Source organism: Legionellales bacterium (genome assembly GCA_026125385.1).
Classification (GTDB): Bacteria; Pseudomonadota; Gammaproteobacteria; order JAHCLG01; family JAHCLG01; genus JAHCLG01.
In genome coordinates, this window is sequence record JAHCLG010000005.1 from 63795 (window position 1) to 83632 (window position 19838).

Annotated in this window: 14 protein-coding genes and 2 tRNA genes; 10 read left to right on the forward strand and 6 right to left on the reverse strand. The window is 41.4% G+C overall.

The window, feature by feature from the left end; all coding sequences use genetic code 11:
• Positions 1 to 61: 61 nt before the first annotated feature.
• Positions 62 to 1447, reverse strand: a complete 1386-nt coding sequence (locus KIT27_03185; protein MCW5588648.1) for a hypothetical protein — start codon at positions 1445 to 1447, stop codon at positions 62 to 64.
• Positions 1448 to 1605: 158 nt separating this feature from the next.
• On the opposite strand from KIT27_03185, the gene KIT27_03190 reads away from it, so the two are divergent.
• Complete coding sequence (locus KIT27_03190) at positions 1606 to 2757, forward strand: ATP-binding protein (GenBank protein ID MCW5588649.1); 1152 nt, start codon at positions 1606 to 1608, stop codon at positions 2755 to 2757.
• Here the strand turns inward: KIT27_03190 and KIT27_03195 are convergent.
• From KIT27_03195 to KIT27_03205, 3 genes are all read right to left on the reverse strand, one after another.
• Complete coding sequence (locus KIT27_03195) at positions 2733 to 3596, reverse strand: DUF2520 domain-containing protein (GenBank protein MCW5588650.1); 864 nt, start codon at positions 3594 to 3596, stop codon at positions 2733 to 2735. The two genes, KIT27_03190 and KIT27_03195, sit on opposite strands and share 25 nt — an antisense overlap.
• Positions 3597 to 3628: 32 nt before the next feature.
• A tRNA-Asn gene (locus KIT27_03200) sits at positions 3629 to 3704 on the reverse strand.
• A 102-nt stretch (positions 3705 to 3806) separates the two neighbouring features.
• Positions 3807 to 5003, reverse strand: a complete 1197-nt coding sequence (locus tag KIT27_03205) for a pyridoxal phosphate-dependent aminotransferase (protein MCW5588651.1) — start codon at positions 5001 to 5003, stop codon at positions 3807 to 3809.
• Between the two features lie 186 nt (positions 5004 to 5189).
• On the opposite strand from KIT27_03205, the gene uvrB reads away from it, so the two are divergent.
• The 5 genes from uvrB (at position 5190) to lysS (ending at position 11014) form a co-directional block, all read left to right on the forward strand.
• Positions 5190 to 7199, forward strand: coding sequence for an excinuclease ABC subunit UvrB (uvrB, locus tag KIT27_03210; protein MCW5588652.1), 2010 nt, complete (start codon positions 5190 to 5192; stop codon positions 7197 to 7199).
• A 38-nt stretch (positions 7200 to 7237) separates the two neighbouring features.
• Positions 7238 to 7312: transfer RNA gene (locus tag KIT27_03215), tRNA-Val, on the forward strand.
• A gap of 48 nt (positions 7313 to 7360) precedes the next feature.
• Positions 7361 to 7936: a hypothetical protein gene (locus KIT27_03220; GenBank protein ID MCW5588653.1), complete on the forward strand. Its 576-nt coding sequence runs from the start codon at positions 7361 to 7363 to the stop codon at positions 7934 to 7936.
• Between the two features lie 481 nt (positions 7937 to 8417).
• A protein-coding gene (gene prfB / locus KIT27_03225) for a peptide chain release factor 2 (protein MCW5588654.1) occupies positions 8418 to 9516 on the forward strand; the annotation gives its coding sequence in 2 pieces (ribosomal slippage) (positions 8418 to 8492 and positions 8494 to 9516; 1098 coding nt in all).
• A 4-nt stretch (positions 9517 to 9520) separates the two neighbouring features.
• Positions 9521 to 11014, forward strand: a complete 1494-nt coding sequence (lysS, locus tag KIT27_03230) for a lysine--tRNA ligase (GenBank protein MCW5588655.1) — start codon at positions 9521 to 9523, stop codon at positions 11012 to 11014.
• A 37-nt stretch (positions 11015 to 11051) separates the two neighbouring features.
• On the opposite strand, the gene nadB is transcribed toward lysS, so the two are convergent.
• Positions 11052 to 12584, reverse strand: a complete 1533-nt coding sequence (gene nadB / locus KIT27_03235; GenBank protein ID MCW5588656.1) for an L-aspartate oxidase — start codon at positions 12582 to 12584, stop codon at positions 11052 to 11054.
• Positions 12585 to 12750: 166 nt separating this feature from the next.
• Entirely contained in the window at positions 12751 to 14658 is a 1908-nt protein-coding gene (locus KIT27_03240) for a hypothetical protein (protein ID MCW5588657.1), read from the reverse strand.
• Positions 14659 to 15247: 589 nt separating this feature from the next.
• Between KIT27_03240 and rpoE the strand changes: the two genes are divergently transcribed.
• The 4 genes from rpoE (at position 15248) to lepA (ending at position 19820) form a co-directional block, all read left to right on the forward strand.
• The gene (gene rpoE / locus KIT27_03245; GenBank protein ID MCW5588658.1) at positions 15248 to 15829 is read left to right on the forward strand and encodes an RNA polymerase sigma factor RpoE; all 582 of its coding nucleotides are present in this window, start codon (positions 15248 to 15250) and stop codon (positions 15827 to 15829) included.
• A 2-nt stretch (positions 15830 to 15831) separates the two neighbouring features.
• A complete protein-coding gene (locus KIT27_03250) occupies positions 15832 to 16170 on the forward strand; it encodes a sigma-E factor negative regulatory protein (GenBank protein ID MCW5588659.1) in 339 nt (112 codons plus the stop codon).
• Between the two features lie 88 nt (positions 16171 to 16258).
• Complete coding sequence (locus tag KIT27_03255) at positions 16259 to 17728, forward strand: peptide MFS transporter (GenBank protein ID MCW5588660.1); 1470 nt, start codon at positions 16259 to 16261, stop codon at positions 17726 to 17728.
• 298 nt (positions 17729 to 18026) lie between these two features.
• Positions 18027 to 19820, forward strand: a complete 1794-nt coding sequence (lepA, locus tag KIT27_03260; GenBank protein ID MCW5588661.1) for a translation elongation factor 4 — start codon at positions 18027 to 18029, stop codon at positions 19818 to 19820.
• Positions 19821 to 19838: the final 18 nt, after the last annotated feature.

Sequence of the window (19838 nt, forward strand, 5' to 3'; positions counted from 1 at the left end):
GATAAGCAATTGCAGGCGCCATTCTAGCGTGTTGCTGAACAAAGTAAAGCCTTTCTCAATCCTAAGATCGATGCCGTAATTGAGTAGAGTCGACAACACTTTGTGTTTTTGCCGCTTGTGGTTCTGCTGCTTGTGGTTCTGCTGCTTGTGGTTCTGCCGCTTGTGGTTCTGCCGCTGGTGGTTCTTCCGCTGGTGGTTTTAACACATCAGCAACTGTTCCAGGCCTAAATGGGACCCCAGTTTGTACTAAAGCGGCACCGCCAAAGGCTAGCGGAATAATATCTTTAGAAAGCGTTTTACTGGGTAAATCAGGCTTTGCAGCATCGGCAACCACCGCCATAATGCCCTCGCGAGTATTAACGCAATTGGAACTGATTACACGTACAACACGCGACAGGGGATTTTCTTCGGTGTCACTTAAATGACTTTCGAACACCCTCTTACGATGATCCAAACAAATTTCTATACTATGCAATAAAATACCTCCGCCTAACAACCGATGTTCCATCAGCGGGTGGTGATTGGTTAATCCCGTTTCAGTCGCAATAATAGCGGGTGGGGAGGCGTATAGTTCTGCAATTTTATCGGCATCAACATCGTCACCTACCTCATATCCGCCAGCAGGGATCACCGGAGTGCGCAGCAGGCGTGCTAATCGAGTTAATAACGTTGCATCTTCTGGCAGGGGACGTGGATAGCTGGGATCAATAGATGAGGGAAAGGTTTTAGCAATCACACTTAATAGCGGTTGTCGACCGCATTGCGCAGAAATTAAAAGATTATGAACAACATCGCGTTCGGGATTATAAACTTGAAAAGTGCCGAGATCGACAATGACATTTTCATGCAAGGACGTCGCGTGATCGCTGATTTCTCCCACAATGGTTTGAAATTCGGGTAATGTCAAAGGACCAAGACTTTTAGGTAACGAAAAGAAAAATTCACTCGTGACAACTACCGCCGCCGTATTGCGCTTATCATCTTTTACCCGTGGTTTATCATCAATTACCTCAATGCATTCTTTGGCAAATCGATGCTGTGCTAGATCCATAATTTGAGTGGCAGTTTGAATCATGTCTCTTTTTTCTTTTGCGCGATCACGCCGCCAAGGTCTTTCTTCAAAACGACCATGGCTCGGCGAACTGGTTTCAGGATCATAATCTGGGGTTACCGTGATGGGCAGAATGGCAATTTCTTCATTACGTCGTAATTGTTCTTCATACATGCGGTTTAAGCGTAAGGCCATTTGCGCTGGCATGTCTTTAATTCCCATTAGTTCTAAACAATGGAAATGTGGCCGAGAAACTCGGGTTGTTAGATCCTCAACTCGGACTCTTGATGCTGCCACAGAAGGAATAATCGCAGCAGAAGATGAGGAATGTGCTTCGCGAAAGGAACGGCTAGTGGTTCTTAGCAAACGAGCAATTCGGCTAGGCGGTACTGTCATAATGCAATCTCTTCAACAAATTTATAAGGATAGCATAAGAATAGCCTAAAAAATCGCGATTGGTATTCGCGATTTTTGCCTAAAATAGAGATTTCTGATTGCGATTTTGAACAAAATACGCTAACTTTATAATCAATACAGGGTCTTCAGGAAATCGTATGTTTACGCGCTTACTTTATCTCGATAAAAACTCTCAACACAGTGTCTTTTTGTTTGGTCCTCGCGGAACGGGAAAAACTTCCTGGTTAAAAGAGCATTTTAAGGAAGCGCTGTATTTCGATTTATTAAATGACGATCTTTATACCGAATTCTCTGCTCGACCAACGCGTTTGAATGACAAAATTCCTTCTTCGTATCAAGGCTGGGTTATTTTAGATGAAGTGCAAAAAATACCAGCAATTTTGAACGAGGTGCATCGCTTAATTGAAGGGCGCGGCTTGCGATTTATTTTAACCGGTTCGAGTGCTCGCAAATTAAAAGCCCAAGGCGTAAATTTATTGGCAGGAAGGGCGCTCACTTATTATCTTCATCCCTTAACCTGTCGGGAATTAGGCGCAACATTTAATCTTCATCAATCGTTGTTGTTTGGACATTTACCAATGGCCATTATGAGCCAAGAAACGCAAAAATATTTATCGAGTTATGTTGCCACTTATTTACGAGAAGAAGTGTTGCAAGAGAGCTTAACCCGTAATATTGCTTTATTTACACGGTTTTTAGAAACCGCCAGTTTTTCGCAAGGTGAAATATTAAACTACACGGCGATCAGTCGTGAAATTGCTAGTAATCGTCATACTGTGACTAATTTTTTTGAAATATTAGAAGATTTATTAATCGCCTATCGTTTACCGGTATTCAATAAACGTGCTAAACGGGAATTAGTAAATTCCCCTAAATTTTATTATTTCGATACCGGTGTTTATCGGACGATAAGACCACAAGGGCCGCTCGATAGTCCAGCAGAAATTGATGGCGCTGCGTTAGAAACGTTATTTTTACAAGAAGCAAAAGCTTACAACGATTATTTTGAATGGGGTTACACAATAAGCTATTGGCGCACCCGCGATCAAAAAGAAGTGGATTTTGTGTTATATGGTAAAAAAGGATTTTTTGCATTTGAAATAAAACGCAAGACACGCCTTGATCAGCATGATTTTAAAGGTTTAAAAATATTCGGCGAAGATTATCCTGAAGCAAGGTTATATTTGTTATACGGAGGCAATGAATCTTATTATGAAGGGGATATTCAAGTATTACCATTTGTGAAAGCGTTGCCCATGTTGGATCAACTATTAGGCTCAGCGAAATAGGCTAATAGTTTTTCTTTTTGTTCTGAATTTAACGCAGTCATTTCAAGCGTAATTAATCCTAAGGCTTGGTAAAAATGTTTGAGTGATGGTGAGAGGGCGGCAAGATGCGCTTTAATGGTTTCTATATCGCCGCGCATTAAAGGGCCAGTCAGCGCCTCGTGCGGATGTTTTGCAGCAGCGAGGTTTTGCAAAGTGCCTTGCATCAGATTCAAGACGATGCGCTGCGCTACGGAGGATTCAATTCCCGCGTTTACTAAACAGGTTAGGCTGGTGTTAAATAAAGTGACTAAATAATTAGAAGCAAACACCGTTCCTGCATGATACAAATGTTTGGTGGCAGCAGAAATTCTAAACGGGATTGAACCAAAGGCGGTAAATAAATCGGTTAATCGCATGAGTGCTTGTTCATCGCCTTCTAGCGCACAAAACGTTCCTTCGTAATTAAGCATACTGCGTTGCGGATCGGCAACACTCCTGATGGGGTGGGCTGAAGCGATAAAAACAGATTGAGTTTTTAACGGCGTTAAAATAGTAGAGGATAAACTGCCACTGCAATGTAACACAATGGTGTTTGGTGCTAGTTGTTTAGAAGAGGCTAATTGTGTTACGCAAGCCTCAATGGCATCATCGTTAGTGGTAATAAAAATAATATTGCAAGAGGGTAGCGTGCTAATGCTTTGGTATGCTTGGCCTTCGCCAATAAATTCAATCGCGCGGTTAGCAGATTCCAGGGTTTGATTATGAATGCCAAGAAGCGTTCCTAGCTTTTTAGAAACGATAAGACGTCCTAACGTTTTACCCAAACGTCCTGCGCCGATGATACAAAATGTGGGTTTCATGCCAATCTCGATGGGAAAATAAGCGATTAATTTGGCTCCCCGAGACGGGCTTGAACCGCCGACCCAGTGATTAACAGTCACTTGCTCTACCGACTGAGCTATCGGGGAACTCATTTCAATCGAGGCGCTATAGTACTGAGCTCACACAATTACGTCAATGATTTTTTTTAGCGCCGATTAAAAATAACGCGCCGGATCAATTTTAATTTCCTATCGAGTAAGCTGTGATAAGCCTTGCTGCAAACGTTGAATGGCATCGGCTAAAGTGGCTTCACTACAAGCAAATGATAAACGAATGCTGCCTGGCATGCCAAACGCGCTGCCTGGGACAATCGCGAGACCTTGATGGTCTAAAAGAAAATTCGCGAAATCGACATCGTCATGGATGGTTTTAGTGTGTTTGATGGCTTCCGTAATCGAGGGAAAACTATAAAAAGTGCCTTGTGAGGGCAAGCAATGAATACCTGCGATCGCTTGCAATTGTGGAATTAAAAAATCGTGCCGTTGTTGAAAGGCTTTGTTCATGGTCTTCACACAATCTTGTGATTCAGATAAGGCGGCAACAGTGGCGGCTTGCGCAATTGAGCAAGGATTCGAGGTGCTTTGCGATTGCATTTTCGTCATGGCGGCAATAATGGCTTCAGGTCCGGCACAATAACCAATGCGCCATCCTGTCATGGCATAGGATTTTGACACGCCGTTGATGACAATGGTGCGATCGTTTAATTCTTCACACGCCATGGCGATATTGATAAAAGGCTCTGCACTCCACAGAATATGCTCATAAATATCATCGCTGGCGATCATAATTTGCGGATGTTCAATTAATACTTCAGCTAAGGCTTGGAGTTCTTGTTGGGTATATACCATCCCTGTAGGATTAGAGGGACTATTTAATATTAATAATCGCGTTTTCGGCGTAATGGCGGCCTCCAATTGATGCGGCTTAATTTTATAGTGCTGCTCGATACCCGCGCTAATAATCACGGGTTCTCCATTCATGCATTTCACAATATCAGGATAAGAAACCCAATAGGGTGCAGGAATAATTACTTCATCGCCAGGGTTAATAAGGACTTGGGCTAAATTAAAAATACAATGTTTCGCACCATTGCTGACGAGAATTTGATTAGGCGTATAGGTTAATTGATTTTCGCGCGCGAATTTATTGACAATCGCCTGTTTTAATTCTGGTGTTCCACCTACCGCGGTATATTTCGTTTTGCCATCATGCATGGCTTTATTTGCCGCTTCTTTGATATGATCGGGCGTGTCAAAATCGGGCTCTCCCACGCCAAGATTAATAATATTATGACCTTGTGCTTGCAGTTGTTGCGCTTTAGCGCTGACCGCTAAAGTGGCAGAGGGTTTAATCCGCGCAACGCGATCGGCAAGATGATAATGCATGATGTTATCCTGTAGGATAGTAGAATAGAGGTTTTGATCATACCGAGTTTTTTTAAGAAGCCAAGATGAAAATTAATAATTTATTTGCTTGACAAGTGAGCGAATTTTATTTTTTAGAGTCATCCCTAAATCGAGTCGTGAATGATATACTCACGCCATGAATAGTCAGATTTTATTTTTTTAACGATGGAAAAATCATTTGCCGTTATTTCTACCTATCAACCTGCAGGCGATCAACCTCAAGCCATTGCAAAATTAGTTAATGGTTTGGAACAAGGCTTAGCTCACCAAACGCTATTAGGTGTGACGGGTTCCGGTAAAACGTTTACGATGGCAAAAGTATTAGAAGCCGTGCAACGACCCGCACTTATCATGGCACCCAATAAAACTCTGGCGGCGCAATTATACGGCGAAATGAAAGCTTTTTTTCCGCACAATGCTGTGGAATATTTTGTTTCGTATTACGACTATTATCAACCAGAAGCCTATGTTCCCAGCAGCGATACTTACATCGAAAAAGATGCCTCCATTAATGACCACATCGAACAAATGCGTTTATCGGCTACAAAAGCCATTTTAGAACGGCGTGACGCGATTATTGTTGCCACCGTTTCGGCGATCTACGGTTTAGGTGCCCCAGAAACCTATTTAAACATGGTATTGCATTTATCGCGCGGTCACACGTTGGATCAGCGTGCATTGTTGCGGCGTTTAGCTGAAATGCAATATACGCGTAATGATATGGCTTTTCAGCGCGCTACCTATCGTGTGCATGGTGATGTGATTGATATTTTTCCCGCCGACAGTGAAAATGAAGCGGTACGAGTAGAATTATTCGATGAAGAAATTGAAAGTCTTGCGCTATTTGATCCACTCACGGGAGAAATTAAACAAAAAATTCCTCGCGTCACTATTTTTCCGAAAACCCATTACGTCACCCCGCGCGATACCTTATTAAAAGCGGTAGACGATATTAAAATCGAATTAAAAGATCGGTTGCAACAATTACATCATCATCAAAAATTAGTGGAAGCGCAACGATTAGAACAGCGCACGCAATACGATATTGAAATGATGGTAGAGCTGGGCTATTGCTCAGGCATTGAAAATTATTCCCGATATTTATCGGGACGGCAAAGCGGAGAACCACCGCCCACCTTAATCGATTATTTACCCAAAGATGCGATCATGATCATCGATGAATCGCATGTCACCATTCCACAAATTGGCGGCATGTATCGTGGCGATCGCGCCCGCAAAGAAACCTTAGTTGAATATGGTTTTCGTTTGCCATCGGCATTGGATAATCGTCCTTTACGTTTTGAAGAATTTCAACAATTAACCGGCCAATGCATTTATGTTTCAGCAACGCCCAGTGATTACGAAAAAAATTGCTCGGGTCAAATCGTTGAACAAGTGGTGCGCCCCACAGGCTTAGTCGATCCCTTGGTTGACATTCGTCCGGTGGCAACGCAGGTTGACGATTTGTTATCGGAAATTAATCTAAGAGTAAATCATCATCAGCGCATTTTAGTCACCACCTTAACCAAACGCATGGCAGAAGATTTAACCGGCTATTTAGCCGAACACAATATTCGCGTGCGTTATTTGCATTCCGATATTGATACCGTAGAACGCGTCGAAATTATTCGTGATTTACGATTAGGCGAATTTGATGTGTTGGTGGGGATTAATTTATTGCGCGAGGGTTTAGATATTCCTGAGGTGTCTTTAGTCGCTATTTTAGATGCCGATAAAGAAGGTTTTTTACGCTCAGAACGTTCGTTGATCCAAACCATTGGCCGCGCGGCGCGTAATATTCATGGTAAAGCGATTTTATACGCCGATACCATAACAGGCTCCATGCAGCGCGCCTTGGCAGAAACTGAACGTCGCCGCAAAAAACAACTGGATCACAATCAGCAAAATAACATCACGCCCACCACCATTCAAAAAGCCGTGCAAGATATTATGGAAGGTGCTTATCGTAATGCGCCGATGACTAGTAAAAAACGCGCTAAGCAACCCGCTGAAGAATTCGATTTTACGCGCGCAAAACCTGGAGAAATTCACAAGAAATTAAAACAGCTTGAAAATAAAATGTTTGAGCATGCGAAAAACTTAGAATTCGAAGAGGCCGCCGAGCTGCGGGACCAAATTTCGCAATTACGCCAAAAATGGTTAATTCAAACTTGATTCTTACCTCAAACTCACCTAGAATCAGCACCCATTGCAGGCACGTAGCTCAGTGGTAGAGCACTACCTTGACATGGTAGTGGTCGGTGGTTCGATCCCACTCGTGCCTACCAATTTTTTAATCGATTCCGATAACAATTATAATAATTAGGAAATATAAAATGGATCTTAAGACATTAGTGTTTTTTCTAATAAGCACAGAAGACTATATCAAGAAAATTCAATCTAAATCACAATACGGGTCTATCAGTTCACCACAATTTTCGCAACTGCACCTTGATACCACTCGACACAAAACGGTGTTTCAAAAATATTCTCAAATTCTGAAGACCGAATTTAGTTCTGCAACCGACGGCGATAAAAAAGTATTGTACGAGTATATTAGCGCAATTGCATCATCTGATTATCCTAATACCTTTAAACAACTACAAACGATTGGGATCCTGCCATTAAACAGTGCTATTAACACAACCATTCAATCAACTGTAAATAATCAGTCAATTAACCACGCAGAAAATAATCCTTATCAAGACATGAGTGAGGATGAGTTATTAGCTCTCCATCAGCAGTTAGTTGCTAGATACCGTATTTTGGACCATTTAATAAAAAGATATAAAAACTTTAAATCCTACATTACAGAGCCCGCGCAAATTAATAAAAATCCCCCAGCCACTGCTATGGATGTGGATGAGCAACAAATATCCGCACCATCGTTTACGCTCTTTAAGACACAGTAATAAAAGGATTTCATTCTGGGCTTGAAATGAGTGCTTCTTCATCGCCAATCCTAACGGATACGGTGAGGCCAGTGAGATCATTATTCTTCCCAATGAACAAAAACAAACTGTCACATTTGTGAGTATGCGTATCCACATGGGGATGAATAGTTTCATCGGGTGTTGTGTGAATGTGTCTGACTATATAGGTGGATATAGCTGTTTGATATACACTTTTTTTCGTTTGAAAAATGTAAGTCAGAACTTGCAGAGAAGCCAACTTCAAGCATATCGACGCCTAGCTCCCATATTTTTGCTATTGTTTTAAGCGTTTGTGCTTTATTAAAAGATACACCGAGTGGCTGAGAGTACCTCTACGAAAAGTTGAATCGATAATTTTTATCTTTGGGTTTTTATAAACTTGTTGCATATCAAATCCAACTCGCATTTACCATTAAATTGAGTATAATACCTTCCTTTATTCCTATAAGATGTAAACACCATGCTTGAAGTTGCGCAATTGCTGAATCAAGTCGAGGATTTGCTCGAACGCACTCTCCACATTCGGAGGTATCTTTGACTTTGATGTCAAAGTGGAACGACTAGAAGAAGTGACTCGCGAATTAGAAGACCCCGCCATTTGGAACGATAAAGAACGCGCCCAAAATTTAGGCCGCGAACGCGCAGCACTCGAACGGCAAGTGCAAACTATTCGGAATTTGCAAAATAATTTAAAAGATTTACCCGAATTAATCGAATTAGCCAGTGCTGAAAATGATGAAGCGGCGGTATTAAGTCTCACGCAGGATATTCTCACCCTCAAAACTCAATTAGAACAACTGGAATTTCAGCGCATGTTTCATGGCGAAATGGATGCGAATAATGCATTTTTAGAAATTCAATCGGGATCGGGTGGCACTGAGGCACAAGACTGGGCAGAAATGTTATTACGCATGTATTTGCGTTTTATTGAAAGCAAAGGTTTTCAGGCAGAAATCATCGAATTATCACAAGGTGAAGTGGCCGGAATTAAAAGTGCTACGGTGAAAGTGGAGGGTGAATATGCGTATGGTTGGTTGCGCACGGAGTCGGGTGTTCATCGTTTAGTGCGTAAATCGCCATTTGATTCGGGTAATCGTCGTCATACTTCTTTTGCCGCGGTGTTTATTTCACCCGAAATTGATGACAATATTGACATTGAAATTAATCCTGCCGATTTACGGATTGACACTTATCGCGCCAGTGGGGCAGGTGGGCAGCACGTGAATCGTACCGATTCAGCGATTCGCATTACCCATTTACCCACAAATATTGTTGTGCAATGTCAAAGCGATCGCTCGCAACATAAAAATCGTGCGCAAGCCATGAGTCAATTGCGCGCGAAATTATACGAATTAGAAATGCGCAAGCGTAACGAAAGTCAGCAAGCCTTAGAAGACAGTAAATCTGATATCACCTGGGGATCGCAAATTCGTTCATATGTGCTCGATGCCTCGCGAATTAAAGATTTACGTACCAACGTTGAAACAGGCAATACCCAAGCAGTACTCGATGGTGATTTAGAACCTTTTATTATTGAAAGTTTAAAAAGTGGAGTGTAACAACATGATTGACGATCAGGATATTGAATTATCCGCAAACGAACAAATCGCGCAGCGCCGCGCAAAATTGGAACTGTTGCGCCAGCAAAAAAATGCTTATCCTAACCAATTTCGTCGTCAAGATTTAGCGCAAGACTTACATCAACATTATGCAGAAAAACCGAGCGAATCTTTTAATGATCCTAAAATTTCAGTGAGTGTTGCCGGACGCATCATGTTACGGCGCTTAATGGGTAAAGCCAGTTTTATTCAATTGCAAGACATGAGTGGCCGCATCCAAATTTACGTGCGTCAAAATGATGTGAGTGAATCTGTTTATGAAGAATTTAAAACATGGGATATGGGCGATATAATTGGCGTCAAAGGCTTTCTCTTTAAAACTAAAACCGGCGAATTATCCATTCATGCAGAGCAGATTGAATTATTAACCAAAGCACTCCGCCCCTTGCCCGATAAATATCACGGTTTAGCCGATCAAGAACTGCGTTATCGTCAACGTTATTTGGATTTATTAGTGACTGAGCAATCGCGCAATACTTTTTTAGCGCGCACTAAAATTATTCAACTCATTCGCCAATTTATGATTGAAAAAAATTATCTCGAAGTCGAAACCCCGATGATGCATCCTTTAGTGGGAGGTGCTGCCGCGCGTCCTTTTATCACTCATCATAATGTATTAGACATGGAATTGTTTTTAAGAATTGCACCAGAATTATATTTAAAACGTTTAGTCGTCGGTGGGTTTGAAAAAGTATTTGAAATTAATCGCAACTTTCGCAATGAAGGCGTGTCAACTCGTCATAATCCAGAATTTACTATGATGGAATTTTACGAAGCCTATCAAGATTATCATGGATTAATGGATTTAACCGAAGAATTAATGCGTTTATTAGCGCGGAATATTAAAGGCAGTTTACAATTTACTTATCAAAACCAAGCACTGGATTTTGCTAAACCATTTCAACGCTTAAGTTTATTTAATGCCATATTGCACTATAATTCTGCGATCACTGCGGCGGAATTAAATGATATTCATCAGGCTCGTCGTTATGCGGAAAATTTAGGAATAAATTTAAAAGAAATCGATGGCCTAGGTAAAATTCAATTAGAAATTTTTGAAAAAACCGTGGAACATCGCTTGCTCGATCCCACATTTATTACCGAATATCCTGCGGAAGTATCCCCTTTAGCGCGACGTAGTGATACGAATCCTTTTTTAACCGATCGCTTTGAATTTTTTGTCGGTGGCCGTGAAATTGCTAACGGTTTTTCCGAGTTAAACGATCCAGACGATCAAGCGCAACGGTTTCAAGCCCAAGTCGATGCCAAAAATGCTGGCGACGCCGAAGCCATGAGTTACGATGAAGATTATATTACCGCCTTAGAATACGGTTTGCCACCCACTGCGGGGGAGGGCATTGGAATTGATCGCTTAGTGATGCTATTCACCGACGCACCCTCTATTCGCGATGTGATTTTATTTCCATTAATGCGCTAACCCTTAATAAAATAAAAACGTGAGTATTTCATAACTCTCACGTTTTTATTTTATAATCCAACGAATAATGCAAACCAATATTTTCCTTACGCGCTAATGCTGCATGTACCATTAATTCAGCGACCACAATTAAATTGCGTAATTCCAATAAATTTTTACTGACGCGGAAATGGCTGTAATAGTCGTGAATTTCTTGTTTTAATAATTCAATGCGATTAAGGGCGCGTTGCAAGCGTTTATTCGTTCGCACAATGCCTACATAATTCCACATGGTGCGTCTGAGTTCGTGCCAATTATGAGTGACAACAATTTCCTCGTCGGAATCGGTGACCCGCGATTCATCCCACGGCTTGATGGGTTTAGGCACGGGAAATTCATTGAAGTGTTGTTGAATATATTGCGCTGCTTCTGCGCCAAATACTAAACATTCTAATAAAGAATTACTCGCCATGCGATTCGCACCATGCAAACCTGTGCAGGCGACTTCGCCAATCGCAAATAAATTATTAATCGTGGTTTTTCCAAAGCGATCAGTTACTACGCCGCCACACGTATAATGCGCGGCTGGTACCACCGGGATCGCTTCGCGGGTAATGTCAATACCATATTGCAAACAACGCTGATAAATCATTGGGAAATGTTGAATAATAAAATCGCGATGGCGATGCGAAATATCTAATAAAACGTGTTCAATTCCCAAACGTTTCATTTCATGATCGATAGCGCGTGCCACAATATCGCGAGTGGCTAACTCGCCACGCGCATCAAATAACTGCATAAATTCAGTGCCATCGGGCAAACGTAATTTTGCCCCTTCACCGCGCAGGGCTTCGGAAATTAAAAAGGATTTGGCTTGGGGATGATATAAACAGGTGGGGTGAAATTGATTAAACTCCATATGCTTGATAGCAGCACCCGCGCGATGCGCCATGGCAATGCCATCGCCACTGGAAACATCGGGATTACTGGTATAAAGATAAACTTTACTCGCACCTCCCGTGGCTAACACTGTGGTACGTGCGCTTAACGCAATCACTTGTTGTTGTGTTTCGTCAAAGGCATAAATCCCAGCAATGCTATTTTCGTGTTTAATTAAATCAATCGCTAAATGATGAGTGAAAATCGTAATATTATTTTTTTGTTTGACTAAATCGACTAAGGTAGTTTCTACTTCACGTCCGGTGGCATCGGCCGCATGAACAATGCGATCGCGCGAATGCCCACCTTCACGCGTTAAATGCAAGGCCGGATGAGCATGTTCACCCAACGCTTGAGTAAAATGCACGCCACAGCGGATTAACCATTCAATACATTCGCGCGCGCGGGTAACGACTAATTCAACAATGGCACGATCACATAATCCCGCACCTGAAATTAACGTATCTTGAATGTGTTGTTCCAAGCTATCGTCATCACCAAATACCGCGGCAATCCCGCCTTGCGCATAAAACGACGATCCTTCTGTGCATTCATCTTTACACACCAAGGCAATATTAAAGGAAGCGGGTAATCGTAGCGCTAAGCTTAATCCCGCCACGCCAGAGCCAATAATTAACACATCATAAATCATAATTGTTTCGATTTTTAAAAGTCACTTGTCGTAGCCTGGAACTTCGCTGCGCTACGATCCAGGAACAGTGAAATTTTAAAACTCCGATCCTGGATCTCCGCTGCGCTTCGTTCCAGGCTACGCTACGCTTCGTTCCAGGCTACGGCAAGTTCCGTTCCAGGCTACGCTACGATCCAGTTGACACTCCAGCATGTAATTTTTTCTGGGCAGGCTGAATTTCCGTCTCATCGAATTGAGTAGCATCTTTTAAATAAGCATGATATAAATTTTTTAACTTCAAACGCAATTTATTTTCAGTATCATGGAGACTATTCTCAATCTTTATAGAAGTCATAATACGCGAGACCGTAGTATCGATCCACTGCGAATATTGTGCTCTATCCGCAAAATTAGTTTCCAGACCCCACCAAACCGCTAAACAAATCTGAGTTGGCTTATCTATTGTGGCAATGTTATGCAATTCAAATAAATGCGCTAAGGTTTTGATAAATCCATTGAACACAAACCAACGTGCTGCAAATGCTAAACCATTAGCACAATTATTGATTTTGGTTAAATGTAAATTTTGTTGCTGAGCTTTTTGAAGATCAGTAAAGGTTACTTTATTCTGTGCTGCGGGTGCAAAAGTACTTACCTCAGTCGTTGGGCTTGAGGATGAACTATCAAGAGGTTGAACTTGAGCTGCCGCAATTTTGGTTAATACTTCTATTTGTTCTGGCTTTAGTTGAGTTATTCGTTTAAACGATGGTACAGCTATGCTGTACTTACGAGCCATATATGCCGCATATACCGATGCCGCAAATAATGTTGCAGAAGACGTTCCAACAGCATAGTGTTTGGTGGGCTCATTTTGGCGTGATACGGGAATATTCTGGTGCAGAATTATACCCACAGGAACTGCTCGTATTAATGCCAGCACGAAATTCATTAGCCACGCGAATCGATCTATCTCGCTGCCATGGAGTGCGTAGGATAATTCTAATTTTTCTTGGCGGAGCTGTTCTTTAGTGAGATTATTAAATGCCTGAATAATCTCTTGATTATTTTTAAGCCCCAAATCGTCAAAAAAAGCCGTTAGATCAGCAGTTAGCACTAAATTTAGTTCTGTGATTTGGTTGTCATTCTCTTGGCTTTTTATTGAATAAGCGTTATTCAATAATGTCTCGAGCTGATAATAAATTTGAAAATTTTTGACGGTATTATTAAATAATTTTAACGCTCTTGAAAATAAGGTATAAATGCCTTGGCCAATGCCAGCACTTATGCAGATCGATAAAACGGAAATATCATCCACTTCACGATCAAGTACAACATTTTCCAATATAGCGGCAATTGCAAAAAATGAAATGGCACGATAAGCAGGATTAGCTAAGAAGGCTCTCATTCCATGATGAAGTCTTAACATGACTTCATCAAAATACTGGCCTTTAAATCCACGCTTTTCTTCAAAGAATTTACGAATCGCCTTAATATGGTCAGCAACCGTACGCAGTGTCATGGTGGTGTAATAGGTTACTCCGAGTAAAGTAGCCGGTATGCCGAGAGCCAATGCAAATGCTTTACCTATGGTACTATCTGGCAATAAGCGCTTTATTGCTATTGCATCTGCTCCAGCACCAAAGACATGACTAAAACCACCTGGACCTAAAACAAGAAACCATTTTAAAGCAATGTCACGGGTTTTTACATCATCAGAAGGCTCAGCAGATGCGAGATCGGCCGCTTCTGTGGCAGGATCGAGTGCCAGTAAATCGCAATATAAATTGCCCATCGCCAACAGAAAGGCAATTGCTTTGAGAGGAACAGTGATACTTTCCGCCAATTCGTAGTCATCAATTTGTTCCCATAGCTGTTGAACAACGAAGGCTGAATAAACAAACTCGAGTAAATTGGCCGCGATAAAAAGAGCACGCAACACTTTGTATTTGAGACTGGCTTTAGGACTTTTTTTTCCTGTGTCTGTGTTAATCTCGGTTATATCTTCTGCATCTACATTAATTATCTTACCGGACACTCCTGATGAAGAGCCATTGTCATTTTCTGTATCAGACAACTTACGGTAACTAGTCTCCACTTCCAAATCTCCTTGAAGGTTGTTATTAAACGTTTTTTCACACTAACATTTTCCCAGCGCGCAATAATATTAGTAATTTTTGATATTTACAAGCGGGTACCAGTGGTAGAATAAAAATATATTTTTCTGGTAGGGGTCGTAGCCTGGAACGGAGCTTGCCGTAGCCTGGAACGTAGCGCAGCGTAGATCCAGGATCAGAACATGAAAAAAACCCCAATCCTGAATTTTACTGTGCTCAATCCTAGATCAAATTTTTTTCATGTTCTAAAATTTCATTGGAAAGTTAGTTTTTTTATTTTTTTAGCGATTAGCCTGGAACTTAAAAAAAAATAAATAATATTTAAACATCACGACTCAATTTTAAAATATGAAAAACCTTTTATCTAGTATCGAGCAAATTAAAATTTAGGAGTGAGGTTTTTTCATGTTCTGATCCTGGATCGTAGCACAGCGAAGTTCCAGGCTACGGCTGCGCTCCGTTCCATGCTACGCTTCGTTCCAGGGTGCTCACTTATGATTAAATTAGTGTCGTCTTTTGATCACAATCGTTATAATAAGGTTTTAGCTTGCAACTTCATAAGCAAACAGCATGCCCAATCCGAAAATCGATGAACGTTTAGTTAAGCGCACGTTAAAAGGCGATAATACGGCATTTGATGTATTGATTTTAAAATATCAGCACAAAGTGGCTAAGCTTATTTCGCGTTACATTCATGACACGCACGAAATTAAAGATGTTACGCAAGAAGTGTTTATTAAAGCCTATCGTGCGTTACATCAATTTCGTGGAGACAGTGCGTTTTATACTTGGTTATACCGTATCGCGGTGAATACTGCGAAAAATTATCATATCGAACACACGCGTCATCTGCCTGAAAGCGGTATCGATATTCTCGATGAACATGGCAATCCACCCAGTAGCAAATTACAAGAAATCGCCAGCCCCGAGCATGAATTATTAACCGAAGAAATTCAGCGTACCGTGATTAATACCGTCGATCAATTACCTGAAGAATTGCGCATGACAATTTTATTACGTGAAATCGAAGGCTTAAGCTATGAAGAAATTGCTAGTGTGATGCAATGCCCAGTGGGTACCGTGCGATCGCGCTTATTTCGTGCCCGCGAAGCGGTAGATGAACGATTAAAACCGTTGTTAAAGGATAAATAACTGTGAACAAAAAAATTAAAGAAGACAATTTTAGCGAAGAAATTTCGTCACTCATTGACGATGAACTCAGTGCTCGCGAGCAACGTCGCTTGTTAAACGCGATTAGCGAATCAAACGCGTTACGCAATAAAATGATGCATTATCAAATGATTCGTCGAGCATTAAAAGATGAATTGGATCAAATCGATTTCGATGTGCGTGACCAAGTTTATGGCGTGATCCGTCAAGAAAAACATCGACGTACGCAAAGAAGTTGGCTCCCTTTAGTGTTTATCCTCTTGCCGATTATTGCGGTGATTCTATTAATTTTATTCTGGCCAAAGATGGCCGCATTACTCTGAATAGATTGATGGCTTAACCGTTAAAAGTTTCAGTTTCTTTTCCATTTATTAAACGCTATACTCCTATGCTTATAACAAGTAGCGAGTCATGTTTATAATGAGAAATACCAGCAAATATCCTCCCGGCATTTTCGTCATGTTCTTTTTGCAATTATTAACCATGATCGGTTTCTCGATGATTTATGCATTGCTCGTGTTATATTGCACGCAGCGTTTGCATTTTACCGACGAAAAAACCTACGCCTTAAATGCGGCTTACAATGCCTTGGTTTTTGCCATTCCCGTGATTGGGGGTTACATCGCCGATCGCTTCTTGGGTAATCGTCCCACGGTGGTATTAAGCTCCGTATTTTCTTTGATTGGTTTATTACTGTTGATGATTCAAAATGTCGTTGGTTTATATTCAGGACTGTGTTTTTTTGCTATTGGTGTGGGTTTCATGGTGCCTTGCCAATACGTATTATTAGGTCGTCTCTATCCACATGGCGCGCCTGGGCGCGACAGTGGTTTCACCATTGTTTATATCGGAATGAATTTGGGTAGTCTTGCTGCCAGTTCGGTGGCTGGATATATCGCGAGCACCTATGGCTATCCTTATGCCTTCTTAATCGGTGCGATTTTCATGTTTTTCTCCACCGTGTTATTTTTAAACTATTACAATTTATATCGCCGTCGTGATGATGAACATCAAGCAGAGCGCATTGCCTATACCAAAAAATCACGCTCAATTGGCTTGATTGCCACTTTAATTTGTATCCCGTCGGTTTGGATATTATTAGAAAATGCGACACTGTGTAATATTATTTTAATCGCTGGTAGCATTCTTTGCGCTGCCTTCATCGTCTTATATGCCGTACGTTTAGGTGGTGATAAACGCAATAAATTATTAGCCTTTTTAATTTTAACCATTGTTTCCGTTGCCTTTTGGTCGCTGTATCAACTCGGCCCATCGGTGATGATTATTTTCATGGAACGCAACGTTGATCGCAGTGTTTTCGGACATTTAATTCCTGCTGCCACGCTCACTTCGTTAAATTCCTTTTTTATTATTACTATAGGACCACTTTTAACTTGGGTGTGGATGTTCTTAGGACATCGTGGCAAAGATTTTTCGGTGCCCACAAAATTTGCCACCGGTGTTATTTTAATGGGTATTGGTTATATCGTGTTGTGGGTGGGTATCCATTTTCACAATACCTTAGGCTTTGTCGCGCTCAGTTGGATTGTCTTGAGTTATTTTTTCCAAACCGTGGGCGAATTATTCGTGGGCCCCATTGGTTATTCGATGGTGGGTTCTTTAGTACCCAAACAAGTTGAAGGGTTAATGTTAGGCATTTGGCAATTAGCTGCGGGTATCGCAGGTTCTATTTCCGAATTTTTAGCCAAGCAAACGGCCACACCCGAGCACGTGATTAATCCTGTCGTCACCGATCCCATTTATCAGCATGCGTTTTATCAGTTTGGTATGGTTACCATCATTATTGGATTATTGGCGTGTTTAATTATCCCTTATTTAAAGAAAGTGATCGGTACCACGGAAATGATCCGCGGTCATTAACCCGAAGAACCCACTGGGTGTTAGCGCCTGTTCAAAGTTTCGAGCTTGCGTCGGAGCGTGTGAATAGGCTCTAAAAAATATATCTATTCGCCATCTCTACTCAAAACAATTGGCTTTTAGGCGAGGCGTTAAGTATAAAGATGCGAAGGAATGTCTACTGAAATACATGACTGAGTAACGTTAACTCGGCAACAAAAATCTTCCTTACAACTCTTGCACCTTCATTCTCTCATAGCGAGCAGGAATAATTTCCGTTACAATAGCGCCACTTATTACATCACCCAAGACTTTGGATTTTATGCAGGAAATTCGTAATTTTTCAATTATTGCTCATATCGATCATGGCAAATCTACCTTAGCCGATCGCCTTATTCAATTATGCGGTGGCTTAAGCGAGCGCGAAATGTCTGCGCAAGTACTCGACTCGATGGATTTGGAACGCGAACGTGGCATTACCATCAAAGCCCAAAGCGTCACCTTATTTTACACCGCGAAAAATGGTCAACGCTATCAACTCAACTTTATCGATACCCCAGGTCATGTCGATTTTGCTTATGAAGTCTCACGTTCATTGGCCGCTTGCGAAGGGGCGTTGTTGGTGGTCGATGCCGCGCAAGGGGTAGAAGCTCAAACTTTAGCGGTGTGTTATACGGCGATTGAACAAGGTTTAGAAGTGATTCCAGTATTAAATAAAATCGATTTACCACAAGCAGAACCTAAACGGGTGTGCGAAGAAATCGAAGATATTATTGGTATCGGTGCGCAAGATGCGATTGGGATTAGCGCTAAAACTGGTTTAGGCGTTCCCGACTTACTCGAACAATTAATCGAAAAAATTCCTGCTCCTCAAGGTGATCCTGCTGCACCCTTGCAAGCATTAATTATCGATTCTTGGTTTGATAGTTATTTAGGCGTCGTCTCTTTAGTGCGAATTATGAATGGCGTGCTCAACACTAACGATAAAATTAAAATCATGTCCACCGGTCGCGTCTTTCAAGCGGATCGTGTCGGAACTTTTACACCCAAACAAGTCGATAAACCTAGCCTAAAAACCGGAGAAGTAGGTTATATTATTGCTGGAATTAAAGAAATTGATGCTGCACCCGTTGGCGATACTATCACTCATGCAAAAAATTCGGCAGAAACGCCGTTGGCTGGATTTAAAAAAGTGCGCTCACAAGTTTATGCGGGTGTTTTTCCGGTGAATTCAGAAGATTATGAATCCTTTCGCGATGCCCTTGCTAAATTACGCATCAACGATGCAGCCTTATTTTACGAACCCGAAAATTCCGAATCCTTAGGGTTTGGTTTTCGTTGCGGATTTTTAGGCATGTTGCACATGGAAATTGTGCAAGAACGTTTAGAACGCGAATACGAATTAGATTTAATTACTACAGCACCAACGGTTATTCACCAAGTGGTATTAAAAGATGGCGATGTGGTCGATATCGATAATCCCTCGAAATTACCCGATCCCAGTAAAATTATGGAAATGCGCGAACCCATTGTCAGTGCCAATATTTTAGTTCCACAAGAATTTGTGGGTAGTGTGATAACGCTATGCGAAGAACGACGAGGTGTTCAGCAAAAAATGCTTTATCATAACAAACAAGTCGAAATTCATTATGAATTACCCATGAGTGAAGTGGTGTTAGATTTTTTCGATAAAATTAAATCGACCAGTCGAGGCTATGCTTCACTCGATTATCAATTCGTGCGTTTTCAACCTGCGCAGTTAACTCGACTTGATATTTTAATTAACGGTGAAAAAGTCGATGCGCTAGCACTGATTGTTCATCGCGAGGTGGCAGAACGTAGAGGTCGAGAAATTGCCGAAAAATTGCGTGAACTCATTCCACGCCAAATGTTTGATGTTGCCATTCAAGCGGCGATGGGTTCGCACATTATTGCTCGCACCACAGTCAAAGCGCTGAGAAAAAATGTGACGGCGAAATGTTATGGTGGTGATATCACGCGTAAACGAAAACTCTTAGAAAAACAAAAAGAAGGTAAAAAACGCATGAAACGATTTGGTAAAGTGGAAATTCCACAATCAGCATTTTTAGCGATTTTAAAGGTCGATAAAAAATAGTCATTATTTTAAAAGGAG

What these genes read in the sequence shown, in the direction of transcription:
- KIT27_03185 (MCW5588648.1), bottom strand. Translation starts at nt 1,447, where the DNA reads ATGACAGTACCGCCTAGCCGAATTGCTCGTTTGCTAAGAACCACTAGC.
- KIT27_03190 (MCW5588649.1), top strand. Translation starts at nt 1,606, where the DNA reads ATGTTTACGCGCTTACTTTATCTCGATAAAAACTCTCAACACAGTGTC.
- KIT27_03195 (MCW5588650.1), bottom strand. Translation starts at nt 3,596, where the DNA reads ATGAAACCCACATTTTGTATCATCGGCGCAGGACGTTTGGGTAAAACG.
- KIT27_03205 (MCW5588651.1), bottom strand. Translation starts at nt 5,003, where the DNA reads ATGCATTATCATCTTGCCGATCGCGTTGCGCGGATTAAACCCTCTGCC.
- uvrB (MCW5588652.1), top strand. Translation starts at nt 5,190, where the DNA reads ATGGAAAAATCATTTGCCGTTATTTCTACCTATCAACCTGCAGGCGAT.
- KIT27_03220 (MCW5588653.1), top strand. Translation starts at nt 7,361, where the DNA reads ATGGATCTTAAGACATTAGTGTTTTTTCTAATAAGCACAGAAGACTAT.
- lysS (MCW5588655.1), top strand. Translation starts at nt 9,521, where the DNA reads ATGATTGACGATCAGGATATTGAATTATCCGCAAACGAACAAATCGCG.
- nadB (MCW5588656.1), bottom strand. Translation starts at nt 12,584, where the DNA reads ATGATTTATGATGTGTTAATTATTGGCTCTGGCGTGGCGGGATTAAGC.
- rpoE (MCW5588658.1), top strand. Translation starts at nt 15,248, where the DNA reads ATGCCCAATCCGAAAATCGATGAACGTTTAGTTAAGCGCACGTTAAAA.
- KIT27_03255 (MCW5588660.1), top strand. Translation starts at nt 16,259, where the DNA reads ATGTTTATAATGAGAAATACCAGCAAATATCCTCCCGGCATTTTCGTC.
- lepA (MCW5588661.1), top strand. Translation starts at nt 18,027, where the DNA reads ATGCAGGAAATTCGTAATTTTTCAATTATTGCTCATATCGATCATGGC.